Annotated in this window: 23 protein-coding genes and 1 riboswitch; of the genes, 19 read left to right on the top strand and 4 right to left on the bottom strand. The window is 46.9% G+C overall.

Translation table 11 applies throughout. The features are described 5' to 3' along the window. Nucleotides 1-12: 12 nt before the first annotated feature. A complete protein-coding gene (locus ACBP55_RS34930; protein ID WP_464648244.1) occupies nt 13-1341 on the bottom strand; it encodes an ABC transporter substrate-binding protein in 1329 nt (442 codons plus the stop codon). 332 nt (nt 1342-1673) lie between these two features. After that, nucleotides 1674-1824: riboswitch (cyclic di-AMP (ydaO/yuaA leader) on the top strand. Nucleotides 1825-1921: 97 nt separating this feature from the next. Between ACBP55_RS34930 and ACBP55_RS34925 the strand changes: the two genes are divergently transcribed. Genes ACBP55_RS34925 through ACBP55_RS34915 form a run of 3 tightly spaced genes read left to right on the top strand, consistent with a single transcriptional unit; the run spans nt 1922 to nt 5051 of the window. Further along, on the top strand, nt 1922-3757 hold the full coding sequence (locus tag ACBP55_RS34925) for an APC family permease (RefSeq protein WP_464648243.1): 1836 nt from the start codon (nt 1922-1924) through the stop codon (nt 3755-3757). A gap of 44 nt (nt 3758-3801) precedes the next feature. Next, the gene (locus ACBP55_RS34920) at nt 3802-4062 is read left to right on the top strand and encodes a YqkE family protein (RefSeq protein ID WP_464648242.1); all 261 of its coding nucleotides are present in this window, start codon (nt 3802-3804) and stop codon (nt 4060-4062) included. Nucleotides 4063-4073: 11 nt separating this feature from the next. Continuing rightward, nucleotides 4074-5051, top strand: a complete 978-nt coding sequence (locus ACBP55_RS34915; RefSeq protein WP_464648241.1) for a polysaccharide deacetylase family protein — start codon at nt 4074-4076, stop codon at nt 5049-5051. Nucleotides 5052-5067: 16 nt separating this feature from the next. Here ACBP55_RS34915 and ACBP55_RS34910 read toward each other — a convergent pair whose 3' ends face one another. Continuing rightward, the gene (locus ACBP55_RS34910; RefSeq protein WP_029198156.1) at nt 5068-5283 is read right to left on the bottom strand and encodes a hypothetical protein; all 216 of its coding nucleotides are present in this window, start codon (nt 5281-5283) and stop codon (nt 5068-5070) included. Nucleotides 5284-5923: 640 nt separating this feature from the next. Here ACBP55_RS34910 and ACBP55_RS34905 point away from each other — a divergent pair. Together ACBP55_RS34905 and ACBP55_RS34900 are read left to right on the top strand one after the other, a co-directional pair. Then, nucleotides 5924-6490, top strand: a complete 567-nt coding sequence (locus tag ACBP55_RS34905; RefSeq protein WP_464648240.1) for an NUDIX domain-containing protein — start codon at nt 5924-5926, stop codon at nt 6488-6490. Nucleotides 6491-6546: 56 nt separating this feature from the next. Continuing rightward, the gene (locus ACBP55_RS34900) at nt 6547-6927 is read left to right on the top strand and encodes a DUF1284 domain-containing protein (RefSeq protein WP_464648239.1); all 381 of its coding nucleotides are present in this window, start codon (nt 6547-6549) and stop codon (nt 6925-6927) included. A 25-nt stretch (nt 6928-6952) separates the two neighbouring features. Here ACBP55_RS34900 and ACBP55_RS34895 read toward each other — a convergent pair whose 3' ends face one another. Together ACBP55_RS34895 and ACBP55_RS34890 are read right to left on the bottom strand one after the other, a co-directional pair. After that, nucleotides 6953-7600: an SOS response-associated peptidase gene (locus tag ACBP55_RS34895; protein ID WP_173189469.1), complete on the bottom strand. Its 648-nt coding sequence runs from the start codon at nt 7598-7600 to the stop codon at nt 6953-6955. A 110-nt stretch (nt 7601-7710) separates the two neighbouring features. Then, nucleotides 7711-8598, bottom strand: coding sequence for a GGDEF domain-containing protein (locus ACBP55_RS34890; protein WP_464648238.1), 888 nt, complete (start codon nt 8596-8598; stop codon nt 7711-7713). A 363-nt stretch (nt 8599-8961) separates the two neighbouring features. On the opposite strand from ACBP55_RS34890, the gene ACBP55_RS34885 reads away from it, so the two are divergent. From ACBP55_RS34885 to ACBP55_RS34820, 14 genes are all read left to right on the top strand, one after another. Next, complete coding sequence (locus ACBP55_RS34885; protein ID WP_464648237.1) at nt 8962-11178, top strand: ATP-binding protein; 2217 nt, start codon at nt 8962-8964, stop codon at nt 11176-11178. Nucleotides 11179-11320: 142 nt separating this feature from the next. Further along, complete coding sequence (locus ACBP55_RS34880) at nt 11321-11899, top strand: Pvc16 family protein (RefSeq protein WP_312876181.1); 579 nt, start codon at nt 11321-11323, stop codon at nt 11897-11899. A gap of 12 nt (nt 11900-11911) precedes the next feature. Continuing rightward, nucleotides 11912-12715: a peptidase associated/transthyretin-like domain-containing protein gene (locus ACBP55_RS34875; protein ID WP_464648236.1), complete on the top strand. Its 804-nt coding sequence runs from the start codon at nt 11912-11914 to the stop codon at nt 12713-12715. Between the two features lie 126 nt (nt 12716-12841). Beyond that, nucleotides 12842-14575, top strand: a complete 1734-nt coding sequence (locus tag ACBP55_RS34870; RefSeq protein WP_464648235.1) for a phage tail sheath family protein — start codon at nt 12842-12844, stop codon at nt 14573-14575. Between the two features lie 42 nt (nt 14576-14617). Further along, the gene (locus ACBP55_RS34865; RefSeq protein WP_173189480.1) at nt 14618-15052 is read left to right on the top strand and encodes a phage tail protein; all 435 of its coding nucleotides are present in this window, start codon (nt 14618-14620) and stop codon (nt 15050-15052) included. A gap of 174 nt (nt 15053-15226) precedes the next feature. After that, nucleotides 15227-15604: a hypothetical protein gene (locus ACBP55_RS34860; RefSeq protein ID WP_057304095.1), complete on the top strand. Its 378-nt coding sequence runs from the start codon at nt 15227-15229 to the stop codon at nt 15602-15604. After that, nucleotides 15601-15804, top strand: coding sequence for a DUF6760 family protein (locus tag ACBP55_RS34855; RefSeq protein WP_079410461.1), 204 nt, complete (start codon nt 15601-15603; stop codon nt 15802-15804). The genes ACBP55_RS34860 and ACBP55_RS34855 overlap by 4 nt, the downstream gene beginning before the upstream one ends. 7 nt (nt 15805-15811) lie before the next feature. Further along, nucleotides 15812-16168 (top strand): phage tail protein, encoded by a 357-nt coding sequence (locus ACBP55_RS34850; RefSeq protein WP_464648234.1) that lies wholly within the window; start codon nt 15812-15814, stop codon nt 16166-16168. Between the two features lie 130 nt (nt 16169-16298). Further along, nucleotides 16299-20819: a hypothetical protein gene (locus ACBP55_RS34845; protein WP_464648233.1), complete on the top strand. Its 4521-nt coding sequence runs from the start codon at nt 16299-16301 to the stop codon at nt 20817-20819. Between the two features lie 65 nt (nt 20820-20884). Next, the gene (locus tag ACBP55_RS34840) at nt 20885-21406 is read left to right on the top strand and encodes a CIS tube protein (RefSeq protein ID WP_464648232.1); all 522 of its coding nucleotides are present in this window, start codon (nt 20885-20887) and stop codon (nt 21404-21406) included. After that, nucleotides 21390-21512, top strand: coding sequence for a hypothetical protein (locus ACBP55_RS34835; RefSeq protein ID WP_464648231.1), 123 nt, complete (start codon nt 21390-21392; stop codon nt 21510-21512). Before ACBP55_RS34840 ends, ACBP55_RS34835 begins: the two co-directional genes overlap by 17 nt. A 4-nt stretch (nt 21513-21516) precedes the next feature. Continuing rightward, on the top strand, nt 21517-22605 hold the full coding sequence (locus ACBP55_RS34830; RefSeq protein WP_464648230.1) for a phage late control D family protein: 1089 nt from the start codon (nt 21517-21519) through the stop codon (nt 22603-22605). Continuing rightward, nucleotides 22605-23330, top strand: a complete 726-nt coding sequence (locus tag ACBP55_RS34825) for a phage baseplate assembly protein V (protein ID WP_464648229.1) — start codon at nt 22605-22607, stop codon at nt 23328-23330. Before ACBP55_RS34830 ends, ACBP55_RS34825 begins: the two co-directional genes overlap by 1 nt. 18 nt (nt 23331-23348) lie before the next feature. After that, nucleotides 23349-23750 (top strand): GPW/gp25 family protein, encoded by a 402-nt coding sequence (locus tag ACBP55_RS34820; protein ID WP_464648228.1) that lies wholly within the window; start codon nt 23349-23351, stop codon nt 23748-23750. Nucleotides 23751-23754 lie beyond the last annotated feature (4 nt).

The raw sequence follows: 23754 nt of genomic DNA, 5'->3' as shown, positions 1-23754 counted from the left end.
TTGTCATCCGGGTTATTTTTTCTGAGTTGCTTTTTCATTTTTCCAGTAAGCGTCCCACTGCTCTAGAACTTTATCCAGCTGCATGCTGCCTAGGATCATCGCCTGATTGTTTTCAACTTGAAGCTTTTTAAATTGGCCATTACCTTGATAGTTTGTCGCATCTCTCATCATGAAGTAATCTTTGGAATTATTGTTCATATTGATAAAGGCTTGGTAGGCCCCAACTTTAAAGAATTCATCATCTTGCGCCGAAGTGTGAATCGGAATGAGTCCAATGCCCTTGGCGAACTTCAAGTTCTGCTCGGGGCTCGATAAGAATTCGATCAACTTCCAAGCTTCTTCTTTATGTTTGGTGTATGATGTCATTCCCCATCCTGCTGCGCCGACGAATCTTGGAGCTTTACCACTGGGTCCTAGTGGAATTGGCGCTGTCGCCCATGTTCCTTCTGCCATTTTCTCTTTCGTTACGGAGATAACTTCCGGATCGTTAATCAACATCGCGGTTACACCCGACACGAAGCTTTCCACTGTTTCCGCAAAAGCCCAGTTCGTTGAATCCTTTGGCGAAGCTTCTTGATAAATTTTCGTGAATAATTCCATGGCTTGTTTCGCTTCCGGCGAGGAGAAGATCGTTTGACCGTCCTTCAAGAACATGGAGTCGTTCGGATTAATTTTATCACCGACAAACGCTTGCATAATCATGAGGGAGAAGTTATCGCCCCCTGCTCCGCCACGATACGCATATCCGTAACGATTCTTGGCTGGGTCAGTGAGCGCTTTGCCCTTTTCATAGACCTCTTGCCACGTTTTCGGCGGGGTTAATCCTTTTTCTTTGAACCAGTCTTGACGATAGTACAATACTTTCTGGTACAGCCCGTAAGGTATGTAATATGGCTTGTTATCAATGTATTCAGCTGCCATTTTAGCACTGTCGTTCAACGTCTTGTAATTCTCCCACTTCGTTGTAAACGGTTTCAGATCTTCGATGAAATTATTTGTTACAAATTGTTTTGCGGTATTATCTCGAACCTCGAGAACATCCAAACTTTCTTTCGCTCCCAGCATAGCAGCGATCTTCGTATCCGCATTCTGAAGCGGCGGCGAGATTAACTCTACTTTAATGGTTGGATTTTGCTTCTCGAATTCGCCGAGCATGTTTTTGAGAAGCGTTGTTCTTTCAGGGCTGGTCAAACTCTCAATCATTTTTAGTGTAACGGTCGCATTTTTGTCTCCGCCCGCGTTTCCCGTCTTCTCATCCGACGAGCAGCCTGCCAGTATCCCTCCTGCTAACATGACAATGGTTAACCCAGTGATCGACATCTTCTTTACAATAACAGTCATACGTGTGACCTCCCTATAAATTTTCTTAGTTCGATTTAACTGTGTGTCTATATAGCTATATAGCTGTACAGCTATCATACAGCTAAATCTTAAAGTAGTTGTATTTTTCTGTCAAGCGTAAAAAAAGACGAATCCACCAGTGATGCTCAACCCGGGCTATTCGCCAAATGTTAAAAATCCACGATGTAATAAGAGAATGGAAGTAAATCAATGAATGGCAGGATTGTAAGCGTATTATTGAGTGAATGTAGTGGTTGGAGTTATCTTTTTAAGTTTATTCAATCCTTTACTATGCTGTAAGAAGAGAGTAGTATTCAACTCGTACGTTACAGTTGAATATTTCGCTTAATTTTCTTATTAGAAAAGCGGGGGAACCAAAAGTTTTATGGGGTGAGTAAAGGTGCTTACGTATGGCACCATTTAGGGCAGATTCTCGCGGCCCGAACCCGACAGCTAACCTCGTAAGCGACCGTGGGAAGGAGAACATGTGTATAAACACAAGGTCTATCCTTGTGTTTTTTTGCGTCCTAAAACACAAGAATACGTCAGATATTAGGTTTAATTGGGGGAACTATCACGAATGACAAGCGACTCATTGAAAAAAATTATGTTTGGCAAACCGCTTAAATCCAGCGAAATGGAATCCGAAAAAATGCCGGTTTGGAAAGGACTGCCGATCCTATCCTCGGATGCCTTATCGTCAGTTGCTTACGGGACTGAGCAGATTCTTTTAGAACTTGCGACTGTTGGGGTTGCCGCTTTTGCGTTCTCTTTGCCTATTGCGTTATCCATTATTGCTCTGATTATGCTGCTAGTTTTGAGCTATAGACAAGTGATAGAGGCCTATCCGCAAGGTGGCGGAGCGTATATGGTTTCCAAAGAAAACCTAGGTATGGTGTGGGGAAGGCTGACTGGTGTTTCGCTGCTCATTGACTATACACTTACCGTTGCCGTTTCGATCTCTGCCGGCGTGCAGGCGATTACGTCAGCGTTTCCATCAGCGGTGCCGTATATTGTTCCGATTACTTTAGTTCTTGTGTGGATCATGGTTTGGCTTAATTTACGTGGAACATCGGAATCAGGTACGATTTTCGCTATTCCAACGTACTTTTTTATATTTTGTATTTTACTGCTAGTGGGCAAAGGTATATACGATATGCTGACGGGTTCCATTAATATGCATCCTATAGTGTTTGCTCCGAGTTCAATGACAAGCTCATTGACGTTATTCGTCCTTTTAAAAGCATTTTCCTCGGGGTGTTCCGCCGTGACAGGGATCGAGGCCATCTCCGATGCCGTGCCACATTTCCGCACACCATCCGTTAAAAACGCGAAGCGCACGTTAGTTTCCTTAGGGACACTTTTGGCTATCGTGTTTGGAGGCGTAACGGTATTAGCTTTGGGTTATGGTATTGTACCTGATCCTAATGGCCATACATCCGTCTTATCGATGGTGACAGAGCAGGCTTTTGGTCGTGGGGCGATGTACTATGCAACTCAAATTGGTACCATGCTCATTCTGGTTTTGGCTGCAAATACTAGCTTCAACGGCTTTCCAATCTTAGCATCCATTATGGCACAGGATAAAAACTTTCCGCGTATGTTCTCGTTCCGAGGAGACCGACTTTCGTTCCACTATGGGATTATCACGCTTGGTGTGCTTGCCAGTATTCTTCTGATTGGTTTCAAAGGTAAGACAGATGCACTCATTCCTCTATATGCGATTGGCGTGTTTTTATCTTTTACACTTGCGCAAGGCGGCTTGGTTCGTAAATGGTTGAGAGAGCGAGTGAAAGGTTGGATCGGAAAGCTGCTCATCAATGGTTTAGGCGGGATCGTTTCTCTTGTTGTTTTGCTCATATTTTCCATAACTAAATTTGCCGAAGGTGCGTGGATTGTTATTATTATAACCCCGCTGCTGCTTTGGTTAATTACGAAAATTAGTCATCACTACGATGATGTAGCGAAGCAATTGCGTATTGATATAACGATTGAGCGGGTTTGCACGAAGGAGCCTTTGATTATTGTGCCTGTGGCGGGCATTCATCGGGTTGTGGCACAGTCCTTGAACTATGCGAAATCGTTGTCGCCAAACGTGATTGCCTTCTATGTATCGTTCTCAGATGAAGATGAAGAATTGATGCAGGAGAAGTGGGATAAATGGGATCCGGGCGTTCGATTGGTTATTTTTAAATCGCGTTATCGGACGATACTTAAGCCGCTTGCTGAATTTATTGAGAGAATTGACACACATGTTTCGGAAAAACAAAACATTATGGTCATTCTACCGCAATTTATGCCGAAAAAATGGTGGCATCGACTGCTCCATAACCAGTCTGCTGCACGCATTCGTTCGAAGCTGCAAGCAGATAAAGATATCGTCGTGGCGACGGTACCGTATCATTTGCACGAGTAGAAGTGTACAATAATAGGGAGAAACTGAACTGAGGTGAACCCGTTATGGCAAAGAAAAAATGGTCGTCTACTCCTGCTGTTACCAGCGTGCAAGATAAACCCACAACACTTAAGGATTTACTGCGCCCGGAAATACTTGAGGGACTCAAAGCGCAGGCTGATGCCATGAAAGCAGAGGAACAAGCGAAGAAAGATGCAGAGAGAGCAAAGGCGGAAGCTGCTCGCAAAGCAGAAGAAAAACGGCTTGAGAACGATTTTGGACATCTGCTGTCTAAAAGCAGTCTGGATTGGCGAAAGCACAAATGAGGGGGCGCACGATGTGCCTTCTCTTCCTTCTTCTCGTAATGATAGCGTTGTCATCCTGTGAGATGGGTAATAGAAAGTCAGCTCAAGGGACTGCTGAGGTAAGTGGTGCACCGACAGTGACAATGACACCAGCATCTATACCAACATCGACGACAATGGTGTCAAAAGAGACTCCGACGCCATCGGTGGCATCGGCATCAGCTCCAACAGCCATGGATACACCGCTGATTCCATCTTCGCCTCCAAGCGAACCCAGTTCATCGCCTAGTCCGGCTTTTTCGTCTTTGGAAAAGACCCTAATCGAGCGTTACGGAAACGCTAAACCAAAGAAATGGGGCGAAAATGTCCCAGGCGTTCGGACACATCTTACTACAAAGGAACAAGTGATTGCGCTGACTTTTGACGCATGTGGGGGGAAAGAGGGCAGTGGGTACGATGAGAAGCTGATCGACTATTTGATCAAGGAGAACATCCCGGCTACTTTATTTATGAATGCGAGATGGATAACGGCCAATAAAGACATATTTGCCAAATTAGCCGCAAACCCACTGTTCGAGATTGAAAATCATGGGACCGAGCATCGGCCCTTGTCTGTAAATGGCAAGTTGGCGTATGGCATCGCGGGAACCAAGAATGTGAACGAAGTTATTCATGAAGTGAAAGACAATGCTGACCAGATCGAGAAGCTGACTGGACGGCGTCCTGTATTTTTTCGCTCGGGCACAGCCTATTATGATGATGTTGCAGCAGGAGTTGTTCATGATTTAGGGTTTCAGTTGGCAGGTTACAACGTACTCGGAGACGCTGGAGCGACTTATAACACGGAACAGGTATACAATGCGCTGCTAAAAGCCCGAAGCGGTTCTATTGTATTAGCTCATATGAACCACCCGGAGAAAGATACGGCAGAAGGCATTATGAAAGCTATTCCTGAGCTTAAAAAAGAAGGCTACCGCTTCGTTCTTCTAGCTTCCTATACCTTAAACTAAGCGATAGCTGCAGCAGCTATCGTTTTTTCATTTCAAAAAATTCACAAGCCTCTCGATCATAGTACGTCAAATCACTAACACGAGTTTGTACGACAACTGTCGTTTCACTGAAACGTAAGACAACCGCATTCGAATCCACAATGTGATCATCTTTGAAAACACGGACGACAGCCTGTCTTTCAACTGCATCTTGAAAATCTGTATCCGTTACTAAGCGTTGATTTCTAGCCATCCTCGGCATTCCCCTAACTTGTTTAAAATAGTTCTTCTATTGTACCACAAGGTATCGATCAACCCGAATTCACATGATCCTCCGCCCAGCCTAGCATACAATGTAGCACCAAATTGGGCAGAGAGGATGCGTGATGTAGGATCGTGACGATGTTTTTGGTGTAGTAAGACCCCGTTCCGTCAACCGCACCTCGCCACCCTCTGGGTTCCTCCATAGGGTGGCGGGTTTTTCTTTCGCCAGCCGAATCCGCGAAATAAGAGTCTCCAAAGACTCTTATTTCCGTATAAACTTACCAAAAAGTAAAAATAGCAGTCCCTAGGACCTCTTATTTGCTCAGATTCTCTCGAATCCCAACAAATTCTACCTAATAAGAGTCCCTAGAACCTCTTATTTTCACTTGAAGTCCTCAAAATGCCCAAATAGCAGCCCCTAAGGCCTCTTATTTACTCAGAACCACCTCGTTTCTAAATTCAGCGATATCGCAAGACAAGTGCAGGAAGTATCTCCAATTTCCCATGCAATGAGCGGAAAACGTACGGGATCGGAGTTGCCTATTTTCCACTTCAAGCAGTAAGCTTACATACAGTGAACTCGAATGGAAGTTGGAACTCAAGACTATAAGAAGTTGGAGATGAGATAGATGGAAGCCAAGTTTTGTATGACCTGCGGTGCTACTATGGAGTCGCGCGATGTGGATGGCACGATAAGAAGAGCTTGTACCGCGTGCAGCTTTGTTCATTGGGGTAATTATAGCATCGGTGTAGGCGCACTCGTGATGAAGGATGAGAAGATGCTGCTTGTACGCAGGGCTCAGGAGCCAGGGAAAGGCCGATGGACCAACCCGGGCGGCTATATTGAGCAGCATGAGCTGATTCAAGATACGATTGAGCGCGAAGTGCTGGAGGAGAGCGGAGTCAAAGCGGTTGTAAATCGATTAGTAGCCGTGCGTGATTTGCCTAGAAGCATACACAATGTATACATTGCTTTTGAAATGGATTACATCAGCGGTGAGCCTCAGCCAGACGGCGTAGAGGTCGACGCAGCGGGATTTTACAGCTTGGCCGAGATGGAATCGATGAATGTGGCGGATTTTACACGCTGGCTCATTGATGTGGCTCTACATTCCAAATCGACGGGTCTAGTCGAGGATAAAGATCCAATCATTAAAATGGAAGGGTACGGATTGTACCGTGTCCCTAAAATATGACCCAGGCGATCAAGCTTCGGGGACATCACTTACTTTGTCTGCTAGGCTACAGAGGTATGGGATACTCCACAGAGTTTTGTGAGAATATGACCGCAGTCTACGAAAAGCTTCGGAAAGAACCCGAAACGATGATCCGCATTGTACTAGGACCTGACGATCTTTGCGCAGCTTTCCCGAAGGATCAAGAAGCGCATTGTGAAAATAGGACCGTCTATCAGCACGATGCAGAAATCGTCACCAAGCTTGGCTTGCAAGTGGAAATGGAGCTGAGCTGGTCGGAGATTTGTGGGCAAGTGGCCGACCGTGTGAAACCGGGCGACATTGGTCACCTATGTGCCACATGCCGCTGGGAGCCTTACGGTGTTTGTGCGGAAGGTGTACGATTGATCGGTGAGGGGGGCGATTTGCCGCCCGTCACTACCAAAAAAGAGGGCTAGCGTGTAGACGCAGCCCTCTTTTTTTTCATACAAAAACACTTACATCCGAAGCGTTCTCCAGCTTCTCCGCAGGAGAAGACAAAACATTTGCAACCATAAGCAGATCATCTACAGGTCGAAGGATGGATCTGAGGAGTCTGCTGTCTTTCATCTCCGGCTGCAGCCACATTTCGGCCTGATCTTGGTCGAGTATCGCCGGCATTCTGCGTTGATAAGGAGAGACGAGTGAGTTCGCTTCTGTCATCAGCATCATACACGTACGAAGCTCCTCTTCACCAGATGGAGCCCGCCAGACATCATACAGTCCCGCGATGCCGAAGGTGCCGCTGCGCATTTTGAACTTAATCCACTCTGTCTCTTTTCCCTCCGTCACGCTAATATAAAATCCACTGCAAGGAATGATACAGCGCTGCTTTCTGACGATACGCTCGAAGACGACATTGGTGAAGATCGAATCGCGGTCCCCGCATACGGCATCTTTTGCCCAGAACGGCATTAGACCCCAACGGAATTCATCCAGGATGCGTTCTCCCTTTTTATTGATCATCACAGCGGAAACAGATTCTGTCGGCCGCACCTCATAACGATTGGAGCTGTACGATAGCAGCCGATCAATGCGGAATTGTTTAACAAGCTCGTTGACATCAGCAAGAATAGATATGGAATGACACATTGTTTTACCACCTCATTTGGTTTTGGCTATTATTTGCCTATTCAACCAAATTCATGTATGAGGCTTAGAAAAAAAAGCTAGAAGCTTTAGAGCTCCTAGCAATGAATAAACTATTCGGAAATATGCGAATGAATGCGATTTTTCCCATTTCTTTTGGCGGTATACAAGCATTCATCAACAAGCTGGAACCAAGCTTTTTTCATCGTGTTGCGATTATAGCTAGCGAGTCCGATACTCATCGTTAACGGTTGATCCGGCATCTCAGGAATCTCGGTATTTCGGATGATTTCCATTAATTTTTCGCAAATATGTAAAACTTCCGCGTGTGATTTGCCTACAAACAGAACGGCGAATTCCTCACCGCCATAGCGAAAAGACATATCGTCAGGGCCGAGCGCGTCTTTTAGAATGGAGCCGATCGTTTTGAGAACCATGTCACCGACCCAATGCCCGTAGGTATCATTAATCTTTTTGAAATTATCAATATCGATAAGAGCTAGCTCAAGCGGCGTATCATGGGGCATATGCGAAATCAGATGATCGGTATGTTCTTGAAAAGAACGATGATTAAAGAGCTCGGTGAGCGCATCCACTTTGGAAAGGCGGTCAATCATCACATTTCGAATAAGGAGATCCTGTTCGCGAACGACGGAATCTTTTAACTCGGTAATGAGAACTAGCCCTTTATTCATAATGACAAAGCACACAAGTGCGGTTGAGGTGAGAACTGTAAAGGACACGATCACATCAGAAGTCATTAATGCATACCCTTGATATACCTGGCAAACTAGTAATGAAATGAAATATATAAGGCCTAAACTATAAGCGAAAATAATATATTTCTTTTGGAAATAGATTGAGGCTAAAATAATAGGGATACTAATTAATTCGTAGCTGTTCATCAGCTCGGGAATACAGAGAATAAAGATACAAACCATGGTCATGGTCCATATAATCATGATAAAATCGCTGTATCGTTTCAGAAAGTGAATAGCCAAATAACCGGCTCCCATTAGGGAGACTGCAGGCAGGCCGTAATGATTTGAACATGCATGAACTTGTTAAACCATTGCGAAGGCTGATCATACCTATTAAAAAAGAATCCAAGTAGAGCAACCACTTCGTAGAGTAATAGGATCCACCATAAAATATGTATAAGTTTTCGATTCCATATATGATCATTAGCGGGAAGCTGTTCCATGTAGTGGAGGCCACTTTCCTTTCGGTTTAGCAATTATTGGAAAAACGTTTTGTGCCTTATCAATCATTGTAAAGAATAATACCCCGTTTAGGCAAGCTGTTTACAAAGGGGAGTCTTTGTATTTTTTTGTAAATATCGATTAGGGTTATCAGGAGGGGCTATGGCAGCTCAAGGTTATGTACATGCATGGGAACATTATAAAGATGAGCTTACCTTGTTGGATAAAAAGCTTGAGCTTTTATATAAGCGTCGTCAAAAGCTGACGCCAGACCCGCAAACGGATTCGTTTCGCGGGATGTTCGTGTCCGAAGATGAGTTCATCCGCCTTATAGACGGGCAAAGTGGGGATGAGGAGCTGGATGGGGAAGAACTCGAGCTCTTGGCTGGTATTCAGAATTCGGAAGCGTTCATTGCCCTGCGACGTGAAGAAAGCCGCAAGGCAGGCGTGTTCTTGCCACTGTCGTATGTATCTTCTGTATTTGGGCTTTCGCTCGTGGAAGAGCGGTTCGTTATGCTGGGGCTCGCGGTAGAGCTAGATCGCAAATATGAACGCATCTTCGGCTTTCTGCAAGATGATCTGACCAGCAAAACGCCTAATATTAGTCTAGCGCTGCAAATTGCTTGCAGCAGTCCTGATGATATGCGGGCAGCGCGAACGACATTCATGGCGCCGGAGGGTAGACTGGCGCGCTATGTGCTTCACCGCGAAGCGCAGGAAATTAGCGGCCAGACGTTATTGTCGAGGCCGTTGCTTCTGGATAAGCGAATCATCTCATTCATGCTGGATTCGGGTGAAATGGACCCGAAGCTGAAGCCCGCTGTCCGGATGGTTTATCCCGATGACGAGCTGGCTCCTCTGCTCGTCCATGAGGATTTTCAGCAGCGGCTGCGAGGCTTCATCCTAGCTGCGCTCCAGGCTCCGGCGGCTGAGCGCAAACGGCTCGCATTCCACCTGTGGGGGAATGCGGGCGCAGGCAAGAAGCTGCAGGTGGCGCATCTCAGCGGCTTCTTCAATAAGCCGCTGCTGCTTGTTGATCTCGCTGATGTGCTTTTGCATGCAGCGAGTTTTGAAGATCAGCTGAACGCGATTGTTCGCGAAGCGATCCTGCACCAAGCCGTGCTGTGCTTCACACGGCTGGAAGCGCTCTATCCGGAGGAGCCGGATCTTGCGGCGCAGCGGCGACTCGGCTGGTTTCACGAGCTGCTGGACGGCTACGGCGGCATGGTCTTTCTGCTGGCCGGGCGGTTCAACCGGCTAACGTGGAAGCCCAAGGAGCGGCTGCTCCTTGAGCACGAACTGCAAGTGCCGGACGAAGGCGGGCGTGAGCGCCTTTGGACGGCATTCGCGCGCGAGCTCGGCGTGAGCGCGGACGTGGACTGGCGGGTGATGAGCGGGAAATTCCGCTTCACCCCTGGGCAAATTCGCCGCGCGCTGACGCTGGCGCGCGGGTACTCCGCCTGGCAGCGCGAGGCTGCGAGAGAGGGCTCCAGCGATGCGGCAGCGCTGGACGTGCTGAGGGCAGATGCGCTCTACAAGGCGTGCTACCAGCAGGTGCAGCACAAGCTCGAGCGCAAGGCGACGCGCATTGAGCCTCGCTATGGGTGGGGAGATGTCATCCTCCCGCCTGAGCAGAAGGATCAGCTCCGCAATGCGTGCAATCAAGTGAAATACCGTGGCGTTGTCTACAGCGACTGGGGTTTCGAGAAGAAGCTGGCCTACGGCAAGGGGCTAAGCATGCTGTTCGCCGGCCCGCCGGGCACAGGGAAGACGATGTCTGCACAGGTTGTCGCCGGTGAGCTTCAGCTGGAGCTCTACAAGGTCGACCTCTCGCAGGTAATCAGCAAATATATTGGTGAGACCGAGAAGAATTTGCATGAGATCTTCGAGGAAGCGCAGCTTAGCAATGCGGTTTTGTTCTTCGACGAAACCGATGCGCTATTCGGAAAGCGTTCGGAAGTCAAAGATTCGCATGATAAATATGCGAACATCGAAACTGCCTACCTGCTCCAGAAAATGGAGGAGTATCAGGGTATCACAGTGCTGGCAACGAATCTATTAAATAATATTGATGAAGCCTTCTTGAGGCGAATCAATTACGTCATTAAATTTCCTTTTCCAGATAGCGAATATCGTGAAAAGATTTGGTATTCCATGTTTCCGCCTGCCGCCCCGCTTAGCGATGATGTCGATTTCAAATATTTAGCGCAGCGCTACGAGATCGCCGGTGGGAATATCAAGAACGTCGTCCTTTCTTCAGCTTTCCTAGCAGCAGAGGCTGGCGAACCCATCCGGATGCTGCATATTATCAAATCGATTCGACACGAGCTTCAGAAATCAGGCAAAATCCTTGCCCGCCAGGAGTGGGAAGAGTACTAATCATAGAAGGTGGGTAATTACAAATAAATAATTTAATCCCTATAGTCATCCTAGTAATTTGCAATTATAATATAAAAAGGTACACATTATGACATAATCCTTACCATCTTCATTACATTACATAGGTATTTTGAGGCAGGAAGTGAGTCTTATTGGCGATTATTCTGTAATTGCAGATGTAAGCGCATCTTTAATCAAGCTTCTCAGAGAAAATATGACCCCTGATCCCATTCCTCAACCTGAGATGATTGGGCTTGCTTCGCCTGTCGATAAAGGGGATTTCTACTTATCTCTCTATTTGTACAACATCCGCGAAAGCGGTGATAATCGTCGTACCCACATGATTGCTAGAGGGACGAATGAAATTCAGTATCCGCCTATGGTTGTAGATCTTAGCTACTTACTGACGGTACAATCACCAGCAGAACTGCAATCCAGAGCGCTGGATGAGCATCGGATACTAGGAAGAGCGATGCAAGTGCTCTACGATCATTCTATACTTCGAGGTTCTATGACCCTCGGAACGCTAGCTGAGCAAGATGAAGAAGTTCGCATTGTCATGGAGCCTCTTAAAGGAGAAAGCATCCTGAATATGTGGAACTTCGCTGATACCCCGTACAGACTCTCTGTCAGCTATTCAGTTGGGCCTGTAAATATCGATTCAACCCGCATCAAGACAACCAAAAGAGTTTCGGAAACCGATTTTCGTATACAGGGTTAGGGGGATTAGGTTGTGGATCACATTCGCGTTTCGCAATTGAAAACCCGCGTATCTTTGGTTGTATGCGTCATCGATGCAATTACCTCACAAACTCCTCTTGGCAACACGACCACCGTTTATCTGGAAGGCACCCGTTCGAAAGCAATTCGTAAATCGAATGGTTCCTATATATTCAACGATTTACCGCCCGGTGATTACCGTCTTATGGTAAGCAACGAGCACTATTTTCAAGAACAAACTCTCATCACAGTAGGAACCGACAATTTTATAGAGGTTGTTCAGTTAAAGCCACTGCCTTCTTATCCTTTTTCGCAAGGAACAGGACTGATCCGAGTCATGCTGCAGGATGCTGCCGGAGCTCCTTTGAGGGATGCCCATTTGCAGGCGCTGATTCTCTCGGAAGAGTGTGCCCGTGCTCGAATTATGGCAGATCAAGCCGACAAGGGAGCACTTGAAGTAACACTGGGTTCGTTTACAGGTGTTATCGCAGTTGGAGATTCTTATTTGCTTCGAGGACGAGGCTCTAAAGCTGCCGAAGAGCAAATTCGAATTATCGAGGTATTGGAGCATCAAAAGCGTTTTCGTCTAGAGAAAAAGCTGACTAAAGGATTTACTAGAGGTGCTCTGCTGCTGCCCATCCAAGAAAGCCGTGCTACAGATAAAGGAGAGGCCGTTATTGCTTTTCGCGGCAATCGGATTCCGTCCTTTCAGACAGAGTTGGCTATTACATACGGCAAAGATCGGCGGCATATTTTGAAGGAAGTATTTGTAGCAGAAGGAACAACGACGAACCTTGGCATCATTCAACTCGCTTAACCCTAATTAGTAGAATGGACACGTCCATCTTCTATACAAAAATGACAAGCAGAAAGGAGAGAACTGGTTTCATGTCTGTGGCCGTATTGATTTGCAAGAAGTGCCATCTGACTGAACTGGGGAACAATGGCTGACTATTTATCACCTGGAGTCTATGTGGAAGAGTTTGACAGCGGGGCGCAACCGCTTGAAGGTGCAAGCACAAGTACGGCCGGGTTTATAGGGCTTGCGCAAAGAGGGGAAATTGAAGGTGTCCCTCAACTGGTTACGAGCGTAGCTGATTTCCATCGTTTATTCGGCAGCTACTTGTCCGAGAATGAATTCGGTGAGTATCGTTTCCTTTCTTATGCGGTTGAGCATTTCTATTTAAACGGAGGTTCTCGCTGTTATGTCATGCGCGTAGCGCCAACTGACGCTAAGGTAGCAACGAACAAAGCGGCAACGAACAAAGAATCCGCGATTCTTGAGATTACTTCCAAGAACCCGGGAACATGGGGTAACCAAGTTCGTATCGTGGTTGTTCCGTCAAGTAAAGCTAAGACGCAAATCTATGAAGTGCTGAGTGAGACCCAATATCGCGTGAAAAATAACGCTGGCTTCAATGTCGGCGATGTTGTTGCCTTCGAAGCCGCTGGCCAGAAGCAATACAACAAAGTTGTTTCTTCTCAAGACAACATTATTGAGCTTGCTGAAGCGCTTGATGGAGATGTTGTGGATAGCGGTCTGCTTCCATCCAAAGTGTTAACAACAAGTGAATTCACGTTGCATGTATTTTACGGCGATGAAGCAGAGACTTATGAGAAAGTGTCCCTGAATATCTCTGCAGCGAACCATATTGAGAAAATCGTTTCCCGTTCGAACATCATTACGGTGAAAGATCTGACAGATGGTAAGGATCTGGGTGCTGTTGCTCCGTTTGAAGTGCTTTCCGGTGAGGAAGAAACGGTTGGCAAATTCCAAATCGCTTTGTCTGGCGGAAGCAACGGTTCAATCGCGCAAGTAACGCCTGATATCTTCATGGGTGTAGACCGTGGACCTGGTAAACGTACAGGGATTCAGTCTTTCATCGACAACGATGTTGTTAGTATCATCGCGATTCCAGGTGTAACTGAACCTACGGTTCAATTATCTCTCGTAGCGCATTGCGAAAATCTGGGCAGCCGTTTTGCCGTTCTTGATATTCCGCGTGAGAAAACAAAAGTTGCCGATGTTATGACGCACCGTAACATTTTTGACAGCAGTTACGCAGCGATGTACAATCCGTGGCTTCAAGTGTTCGATCCATTAGACAAAAGAAATATTTACATACCGCCATCTGGCTCTGTTATCGGTATCTACTCCCGTTCCGACCAAACGCGTGGCGTTCAAAAAGCGCCTGCCAATGAAGTCGTTCGCGGTGCAGTTGGCCTTGATTGCCAATATAACAAAGGCGAGCAAGATATCCTGAACCCACAAGGCGTAAACTTGATTCGTGCTTTTGCCGGACAAGGTATTCGTGTATGGGGTGCTCGTACAACGTCGTCGAACGGCTTGTGGAAATATGTGAACGTAAGACGTTTGTTCATCTTCATTGAAGAGTCCATCAAGAACGGCACGAACTGGGTCGTATTCGAACCGAATGATGAACAGCTGTGGGCTCGTGTACAACGAACCATTGATGCGTTCTTAACTCGTGTCTGGAGAGACGGTGCCTTAATGGGCGGAAGTCCTTCCGAGGCGTTCTATATTAACATCGGACGCAGCACAATGACGCAGGATGATATCGACAACGGTCGATTGATCTGTGTGATCGGGGTAGCTCCGGTCAAACCTGCCGAGTTCGTTATCTTCCGCATTACTCAGAAAACAAGAGAAGAATAGTTGAAACGTTAGATATTTTTCATATTAGGAAAGGGGTATTATATGGCTGGCGAACGTAGGGATCCATACCGCAATTTTAGATTTAGAATTGAAGTAGAAGGTATTCAGCAAGCTGGTTTCAGCGAAATCTCTGGATTTGACGCATCCTTGTCGGTAATTGAGTACCGTGAAGGAAATGAAACCATTACGCCTCGGAAGCTTCCGGGACTTGCTAAATACGGCAACATCTCACTGAAGTGGGGTGTTACTGACTCCATGGACATGTATAACTGGATGTCGGAGTCGATTCAGGGGAAAGTTTCCCGCAAAACGGTCACGATCATCGCAATCAATGAAGAAGGCGCAGACGTAGCAACTTGGCTGGTTATTGAAGCATGGCCGTCCAAGTACTCGGCTCCAAGCTTCAAAGGTACAGGCAATGAAATTGCCATTGAGAGCCTAGAGCTTGCCCACGAAGGCATGACACGCACGAAGTAATCAAGGATAAACGACTCCGTCGTCCTGAAGGGACGAACGCGTTTGTCAAGGTTGATGCGAAGCTAAAGTATAAAACTTATACTTTGTCATCAACGAGCACTAGAGTAGGCGCCGGAGCGCGAAGTCTCCGGTTCCTAACTCTTCTTTTTTTCATAATGCTAAGGAGGTAACATCATGGCTTTCAAAACAGAATATGAATTCGAGCTGCCTAGAGGATATGTGGATGACAACGGTACGCTGCACAAAAGAGGCGTTATGCGGTTAGCAACAGCTGCGGATGAAATCCTACCCATGCGTGACCAACGTGTCCAGCAGAATCCCGGTTATTTAACGATTATCTTACTTACTCGTGTGATTACCAATCTAGGTGATTTGCGTGCGATTGATACACGTGTGGTAGAGAAGTTCTTCACAGCAGATCTAGCTTTCTTGCAAAATTTTTATCGTCAAATTAATGAAATGGAAGTGCCAAGAGTACACACGAGCTGTCCGAAATGTGAGCATGAGTTTGATGTGGACGTGTCTTTTTTGGACGAGATGGCGGGGGCATAACGGGTTATCCCATTGACAAGATCTATGAGGAAGCGGGCTTTATTGCTTACTACTTTCATTGGACGCATGATGAAATCATGTCAATGGAGCACCGGGAGCGCCGAACGTGGTGTGAGGAAATATCCCGCATCAACCGCAATCTGAATGACGATGGTAAAAAGCAGCCTGACAATCCGTTTGATGTGTTCGGTAAGAGGTGAGTAGCAAGTGAAACAGTCCAAAAAAGAGTCCAAAGTGCATAACGTAGGCGGCGCATTCCGGTTCGAGGTAGAGCTTGACGGACTGATTGTCGGCGGTTTTTCTGAGGTAACAGGCATGAAGTCTGAAACGGAAGTTAAGCCCTTATGGGAAGGCGGCGTGAACACGCACCCCCACTATATGATCGAACATACGAAGTATCCTAATATTGTGCTAAAAAGAGGCATTACCACTTCCAGCGAGCTCTGGGAATGGTACAATGGTGTCGCCCAAGGCAAAATAAAGCGTAAAAATGGCTCCATTATTTTACACAACCAAGCAGGCACGGAGATGTGCCGATGGAATTTTTTCAGTGCTTTTCCGTGAAATGGAACGGACCTGATTTGAATGCCAGCAGCGGTAACATAGCTATCGAGTCGATCGAGACTGGTGCATGCCGGTTTGAAAACTATTTTCAAAAAATAAGTGTGAGTTCAAAAACTTAGGGGGATTGTTTATGAAATCTCGACAATCGCATAAACCCCGAGTGAAGAGAACTAAGGGCATTTTGCAGATTTCTGCTGCTAGCAGTAATTCTGCAGGACGTGCAGCCAGGGAGTCCAAACAGTTTGCTTCCGGTATTATGGGCAAATATGGGTTTTGGCGCAACAACTATTTAGGTATGTTAGCTCTTATTTTTAAACAAAAAGGAATTCTCACGGATAAGAATTTATCGGCCTTAGCGGATTCGAACGATCAGTCGTGGGTTATCCAGCTGAAACTTCAGCTGCAAAGCTTGCTGCATCCCGAATCAGCACCGCTTATTACGAAAAAGCAAACGATTCGTCAGTTACAGCAGCTGATTGCGAATAGTGGTCACAGGCTTCCTTCACAATCAACTTTTGAAGAGGTTTTGGGTAACAATCAGGCGGTGCCGTCAAAGAAATCAGTTTCAATTAACTACGTTAACAAAGGCAATTCACCGTTAATTCAGCGATCTATTCGGCAGATTGCCGCTTCCATCGGGATGCTTTCACATGCCCAAAGCAGCAACCCGAATCAACAATCGCAATCGGTGAATGGACCTCAACATACAAAATTACATACGCAGCGCTCAATCGTGCATAGAGCTGCACCTATGGATAATCATGTGCAAGTAGTCAAACATGTGGATGCTCTTCGGCAATCATCGCAATGGATAGAGCAGTTCCAAGAAGGGAAACCAAGCGCTGGTTTGCCTGATGCCAATGTAGGTCATTCTGCAATTGCGTCTTCTGTGGTATCTACAAATGGGATGCAGCCTTCTTATCAGCATGCTGCCAAGCTCTATTTAAATGGTGTGTACCAAACACCAACGCTGCAAAAGGGAGTACGAAGGCTTCCGCAGTCTAATCACACCTACACCTTGCCTAAGCTTGGTGAGGGGCCTTTTTCGAATGCAGAAGCGCCTGCTTCTGTGCATTTTATTAGAAGCTTACTTGTCAGAAATATGGCTAGTTCTAGTGAGCAAGAGGATGCTTTGCTAATTGCGCTATTGTCGCCGATTGGTGAGTCAAAGAGTGATGGGAAACTAATTCGTAAGAAAGAAGCTTCAACTGCAAGAGGTTTTCTAGCTGCAAGTCAGCAACCATTAGCTATTAATGCCGCCCGATTGACTTCAACTTTGCCTTTTGCTATGCATGCTTCCACATCAAGGGGAGCCCGGCAGAGTGTGCCGCATGTTTGGCGTAAACGGGATGAGCAGGTAGAAGGTTTTGGACAAGAGAGATTAGCAGCTCAAGTGGTGCATCAAGAAGATGCCTCTACTTCGGTGAGAAGGCAAGATCAAGTACAAGATCAAATGCAAGATCAAATGCAAGATCAAGTGAAAGATCAAGTGCAAGGTCAAATGCGAGAAAAAGTAGAAGATCGAGTGCAAGTAAGAGTACAGGAACAAGTAGAAGAACTTGTACAAAAGCGAGAACAAGAACAGTTGCAAGAACGACTGCGAGTGCAAGAACAGGAAAAAACGCAGGATTGGGATCGAGTTCAAGAGAATGAGCAGATTCAAGTTCAAAATCAGGTTCGGAATCGAGCTCAGGATCATGTGCAGGATCAACCGGATCAAAAACAAGATAAATTAGATCAGGTACAGGATCAGGTAACGAGTCAAAATCGAAACCAAGATCAAGTATTGATTCTCCTGTCGCAAGATGAACATACGCACCAATTAGTGCAGCTAGAGACAAACGCTTCAGTGGGTCAGAAGCTTGGGCTGGGAACTGAGCAGCAGCCGATCTCGGAAGCGGTCTCCTATGAAAATTGGGAAACTCGTTCGAGCACGCGTGAAGGTAACAAGAGAAATCGAGGCTCCTCCATGATGGAACGCCTTATCAAGCTAGTTACTAAGCAAGTGGCTGAGCAAGGTATTGAAGCAGCTCCATTTGTAGAGGGGGCTTATCCTTCCCAGATACATAGAAAAGCAAGTGTAATGGAAAATGGACTAGAATCTGTTGTGAAAATTCAAAGCAACGAGAAATTGCTAAAGCAACTGGTCCAACGACAAAAACAAAGACAAAACTCTTCTAATGATTCATTTGTTAGGAGTACACATACAGTTCCACAAAAAAAATTACAGGTGATCTCCGATCATCTAACCATGACTACTCACATTCCAAGGATTATGCGCAGGGAGAATGTCGTGCAAAGTAATGCTGATAATTCCCTGGCCATCGCGAGATCAGCTGCGAATCCGAATGTGGAATCGAGGATGCGGTCACACTCTGATGCAATGCTACTTCAACCAAATAGGAGTACAAGAGCAGCTGCACAAGCTGATCTTGGCACTGATATTTATGCCAAAGCACAAGGGAAAGCGGGGAGTGCACAACTATCTTCCAATCCTAGTGCCAATAGAGTGATACACCAACCAGGAAGTCCCCGTGAGGGATACTTGGCTAGTCTGCAAGCCAGTTCTTTTTTACAAGATTCACAGCGTGTTCTTCGAGCTGCTTCGAAACCTGAAGAGCAAAATGAAACAAGCATGAAAATAGGTCCGAATTTCCCAATAGCTGCGAAGTCACCGAGACTTAGGGACCAAACATCAGATGCCTTGGGTGCTATGATGCCGCTTGAGGGATATCGAGCTAGCTTGCAAGCCAGCTCGCGAATTCTGCTGCAAGAGGTTGGGCGTGTATTTCGCAAGGTGGCAGGAACCGAAGTAAATAGTGAGCTAAGTAAGCAGCAATCTGCGACACAAGAGGAAGAAACATCAACTCCTGTACGAATCAAACGTTCAACTCCAACTTTAGCTTCTGAACTATCTGTAAAAGTGGCTGAATCCAGCGTCAAAAAAATGGGAGCTAAGCCGGAGGCTCGACGGATTTTTCGTACTCCTGTTGGGTCAGCGGGCTCGAGACAGTGGGAAGAGGGCAGGCAACAACGTGCAAGGGCGAATGAAGAAGGAGTAGAGGCTAATTCGCAGGGGGTCTTACCTTCCCAAAGTTTAGCTTCTGAGATAGCTACAAAAGTCGTTGAAAACAGCTTGAAGAAGATTGCCCCTAGTCTTACAGTGAATTCAGGTCAAATAGGCGTACAGCGCAGCATCTCACGAGATACTAAGTTATCAGAGCCGTCTTCCGTTCGTGCCATTTGGAGGCAAGTTGAAAATAGGCCGATAGGTGAGACTGGAACGAATATGGAGGCAGCAAGAGGAACCAATCGAGAAAGAGCTAGTGAAAAGGTTGGTAACAAAGCTAGCGGCAGATTTAGTAAAGAAGTTAGCAACAAAGTGAGTAATGACAGTGCAAGTAATGACAGTGCAGGTAATGAACAAGCAAATCATGCCCCACTGGAACTTGTTAGAGGAACTATAAATCGGTCCCCCGTGGATATGGTAAGAAGAACTGGCGGGCCGACGGGAATCGATCGAGTAAGAGAACAGCAAGCAGCGATACAAAGAAAGATCGATACCGAGGTAATGACGACGATTCGAACAGGGATAGGCGAGCCCAGACAATCGATGACTCAGATTGGGACGGGTGAAACGATAGCCCGACGAATGGAGAGTCGGACAAGCCCTGGAGAAGCCGGGCAAACAGCGGATATTCGCAGAGATACAAGAAAAATGAGTCAAACGATGGATTATCGAGCAGCAGGCGAAGAGGTTGCTGGGCAGACGACAAGTCAGACCGGCCGAGCCGTTTGGCGCAGGGCGCAAGTCGAGCATGTTCAGAGACAAGTCGTTGTCGATGACAGCGAGCGCGAGCTGCAGGGAAGGGATGGTTCGGAGAATCGACTGGAAGCCGGCAGCTTCCAGTCGGATTCAGCGGAACGAACCATCCGGGCTAGAGTGAGCGCGCTGGAAGAGGAGCGCGCTCAGGGGGTTGAATCTGCTGCCGCTTCGCGGGCAGCAGGAAGTGTAGGCGCGCATGCTGCGCGCGCGCCGAAAGCTCGCCAGCCCGTGAGCATGACACCGCGTGTCATGCCGCTGCTGGCGAGCAGCGCAGGAGCGCTTCGCGCTGCTCCTGCGGGTCTAACCCAGGCGGCTGCCATCGGCAGCGCAGCCGCAACAACTACAGCTGGCGCGCAGCGCAGCGCCAGCATGACCCACAGCAGCAGCGCAAGCTTGGCTGCTGCAGCAGTCAAGCCTCTGCCCACGCAAGTGCAGCGGCAATCGCTAGCCGGCGGCGTGTTTAACGCCGGCCAACCCCACCAAAGCGTGCAGCTGCACAGCAGCACGCCAACCGCGAGGCAAGATTTCCTAGCCTCGCAACAACCTCAACCCACGCTGGAGCACAAACAAACTCCAGCCGCAGAGATCAGCAGCGCGCTTGCGGAAGCGCCGCTGGAGATGGACTGGCTTCGCACCAAAGCAAGCGCAGACGAAGCACCAACCCCAGCAGCGCCGGTTCATCAGGCGGCGCCGGAGCTAAGTGCCGAGCAGCTGCAGGAGCTGATGAAACAGCTCCCGCAGCTGGACATAGCCAAAATCGCGGATAAAGTGTACCGCGAAATTGAAAAAAAGATGAAGTTCGAGCGGCAGCGCCGAGGCATCTAATTATTTTCGTCGTGAATCGTTAATAACGTTAAATATATAGATAATAGCAGAAAGGACAGACACCTATGGCGCTCAAGAAAGCAATGATTATCGTTCATAAGGGAAGCAAAACAGAAAATGTACAAGTGATGTTCAATCCGGGTGAGTATACCCTAGACACGAATAACAGCTATTCTTGGAAAACAGTGCCAGGTCTGTCCATGCCCATCGCTCAATTCGTGAGCGGAGGGACAACGACACTGTCCATGGATTTTTACTTTGACACCTATGAAAAAGGGACGGACGTCCGTCTGCTTACGAAGAAAATCTCAGGTCTCCTAGATGTTGAGAAGGAGATCCATGCACCGCCGCTTTGCCGGTTTGTTTGGGGGTCTCTGGACTTCAAGGGGGTAGTTGTGGCGGTTAATCAGCATTTCACGATGTTTCTGGAAACCGGAGTTCCGGTTCGTGCCAAGCTGAAAGTGACCTTTAAATCCACGCTGAGCAAGAAAGACCAGCTTAAGCAGATCCCCCTGGCATTCGTCCGACCGGACGAAGCTGAAAATGCTGAATCAAGGGGAACAGCTTTGGATGATTGCTGCAACTGAATACGAGGATCCAACCTTATGGCGGGAAATCGCCAAAGCTAATCAGATTGATAATCCTATGAAAGTCGCAACGGGACGCCGCATTTCAGTTCCGAGGCTGGATTAAGCCGATGGCGTTAGAATTAGAAACGAGCTCTTTTCCCTATGATGACTTGGCCAAGAAGTACAAAGATTTTTATGCGCCTTCCTATCTAATTAGCGTAGATGGAACGAAAATATCGGACACGATAGCCATTGATATTCTCCGAGTTGAAACGTCTATCGATGGAACCGCTGACTCCTTTTCGTTTCGTATTGCGAATGCGTACGATATTACAAATAATGAGTTCCAGTGGCTGTCTACGTTCTCTTTAGGCAAGGCCATTGAGATCAGCTTAGGTTATGTAGACAAAATGACCGCTGTATTTTCGGGACAGATTACATCCGTTGTTGTTGATTTCCCAGAAGAAGGTGCTCCTGGCCTCGTCGTACGGGGGATGGATATCTCTTATCTCATGATGAAAGGGACCAAGTCTCGTTCGTGGAATAAGAAGAAATATAGTGATGTTGTCGAGGAAATTGCCAAAACGTATGGCTTCAAAACGCATATTGATGCAACGACGACGGAGTTTCCTACGCTTTCGCAGAGTCAGATTAATGACTATCACTTTATTCAAAATTTAGCTAATTTGGTTAACTATGATTTCTTTGTTGTAGGGAAGAATTTATATTTCCGTAAGCCGCTCACGGCGATGACGGCCTTGATGACGCTAGAAATGGGGAAAACCCTCCGTAGTTTAATGATTGATATGAATTTAGCGGAACAAATCACGGGTGTAACCGTCAGGGCCTGGGATAATAAAGAGCTGAAAGTGATCGAAGGTAAATCGGCTAGCATTACGAAGCTGGGCTCTAATAGCAAGACGGGTAAGGATATCTTGGCATCTAAAGGTGATTTCGTCGAGCATATGTATACGAATGTGACCTCTGTGGAAGAAGCGAAAAGCTATGCGAATGCGATTCTGAATCGCCGAGCGATGAAGCTGATTAGCGGTAGCGGGGAATGTATTGGAATTCCTGAAATTCGCGCAGGGCGATATATCAAGCTAAGTGGTGTTGGGAAAACGTTTGACCAGACTTACTATATTACCGGAGCTACACACATTTATGACGATGAAGGCTATACAACTCGGTTTCAGCTGGGGGGAAATGCAGTCTAATGTTCAAAACTCCCGATATTACGATAGGTGGCGTGTCTGATTTTGCCAGTCAGAAATTTGGCGGCGTCATGGTCGCCATTGTAACGAATAACACCGATCCCGATAAAATGGGACGAGTGAAGCTCAAGCTGTCCATGCAGGAAACAGAGACCGAAACAGACTGGGTCCGCATCGCGACATTAATGGGCGGTAAGGAAATGGGCAGTCTTTTTATACCGGAGGTAGGGGATGAAGTTTTAGTCGCTTTCCATCTGGGAGAGCTGCGAATGCCTTTCGTCATCGGCACGCTCTGGAATCCGAAGAATAAGCCGCCTGCGCCCGCGGATAAAAATGATTTGCGCATGATTAAATCACGCTCCGGCCATGAACTTTCTTTCAACGATAAGAGTGGTGACGAGAGCATGAAGATTAAGACGAAAAAAGGCCAATTTATTGAGTTGAAGGATAAGGATGAGAGTATTTCGATCGCGGATTCAAGCGGGAATAACAAGATTATGATCAAGGGCGGCTCGGCGAATGAAATTTCGGTGGTGAGCCAAACCTCAAAGATCACCTTGAACGCCAAAGGCGAGGTCAGCATTGAGAGCACGAAGGAAATCAAAATCAAATCCACTCAAATTAGCATAGAAGCTTCTGCCACGATGGCTCTGAAGGCTGGGGCAACACTGGACCTGAAGTCCGATGGTATCATTAATATTAAAGGCAGTATGGTCAAAATCAATTAACGTGAGGAGCGTGACGAGGTGTCGGAAGCATTTTTGGGACGAGGCTGGAAATTCCCCATTCAGGTCGATCCTGCAACAGGGCGAATCCGAATGTCTGAGTATGAGGAAGACATCGAAGAAGCGATCCGCGTTATTTTGGGAACCACACAAGGGGAGCGGGTTATGCGCCCGAGTTTTGGCTGTGGTGTTCAGGAATTTATTTTCGGATTAACGGACGATACAACGCTTCATTTGCTCCAAAGTAATATTGAGGAAGCCATTCGGAACTGGGAACCTAGGGTTCACGAAGTCGATGTACAAGCCATTCCGGAAGCAGATGACCCTGCTAAAGTGATGATTCATATTTCTTATCAGGTACGTACGACGAATAACCTGTTTAACCAAGTCTATCCGTTTTATTTATTTGAAGGATCCAATTAGAGAG

The organism is Paenibacillus sp. WG02 (assembly GCF_055396115.1).
Note: the sequence above shows the minus strand (reverse complement) of the source record. Positions and strands in the feature narration are given on the sequence as shown.

Coding starts and splice junctions, on each gene's coding strand:
- ACBP55_RS34930 (WP_464648244.1), bottom strand. CDS start 1,341: ATGACTGTTATTGTAAAGAAGATGTCGATCACTGGGTTAACCATTGTC.
- ACBP55_RS34925 (WP_464648243.1), top strand. CDS start 1,922: ATGACAAGCGACTCATTGAAAAAAATTATGTTTGGCAAACCGCTTAAA.
- ACBP55_RS34920 (WP_464648242.1), top strand. CDS start 3,802: ATGGCAAAGAAAAAATGGTCGTCTACTCCTGCTGTTACCAGCGTGCAA.
- ACBP55_RS34915 (WP_464648241.1), top strand. CDS start 4,074: ATGTGCCTTCTCTTCCTTCTTCTCGTAATGATAGCGTTGTCATCCTGT.
- ACBP55_RS34910 (WP_029198156.1), bottom strand. CDS start 5,283: ATGGCTAGAAATCAACGCTTAGTAACGGATACAGATTTTCAAGATGCA.
- ACBP55_RS34905 (WP_464648240.1), top strand. CDS start 5,924: ATGGAAGCCAAGTTTTGTATGACCTGCGGTGCTACTATGGAGTCGCGC.
- ACBP55_RS34900 (WP_464648239.1), top strand. CDS start 6,547: ATGGGATACTCCACAGAGTTTTGTGAGAATATGACCGCAGTCTACGAA.
- ACBP55_RS34895 (WP_173189469.1), bottom strand. CDS start 7,600: ATGTGTCATTCCATATCTATTCTTGCTGATGTCAACGAGCTTGTTAAA.
- ACBP55_RS34885 (WP_464648237.1), top strand. CDS start 8,962: ATGGCAGCTCAAGGTTATGTACATGCATGGGAACATTATAAAGATGAG.
- ACBP55_RS34870 (WP_464648235.1), top strand. CDS start 12,842: ATGGCTGACTATTTATCACCTGGAGTCTATGTGGAAGAGTTTGACAGC.
- ACBP55_RS34865 (WP_173189480.1), top strand. CDS start 14,618: ATGGCTGGCGAACGTAGGGATCCATACCGCAATTTTAGATTTAGAATT.
- ACBP55_RS34860 (WP_057304095.1), top strand. CDS start 15,227: ATGGCTTTCAAAACAGAATATGAATTCGAGCTGCCTAGAGGATATGTG.
- ACBP55_RS34845 (WP_464648233.1), top strand. CDS start 16,299: ATGAAATCTCGACAATCGCATAAACCCCGAGTGAAGAGAACTAAGGGC.
- ACBP55_RS34840 (WP_464648232.1), top strand. CDS start 20,885: ATGGCGCTCAAGAAAGCAATGATTATCGTTCATAAGGGAAGCAAAACA.
- ACBP55_RS34835 (WP_464648231.1), top strand. CDS start 21,390: ATGATTGCTGCAACTGAATACGAGGATCCAACCTTATGGCGGGAAATC.
- ACBP55_RS34830 (WP_464648230.1), top strand. CDS start 21,517: ATGGCGTTAGAATTAGAAACGAGCTCTTTTCCCTATGATGACTTGGCC.
- ACBP55_RS34825 (WP_464648229.1), top strand. CDS start 22,605: ATGTTCAAAACTCCCGATATTACGATAGGTGGCGTGTCTGATTTTGCC.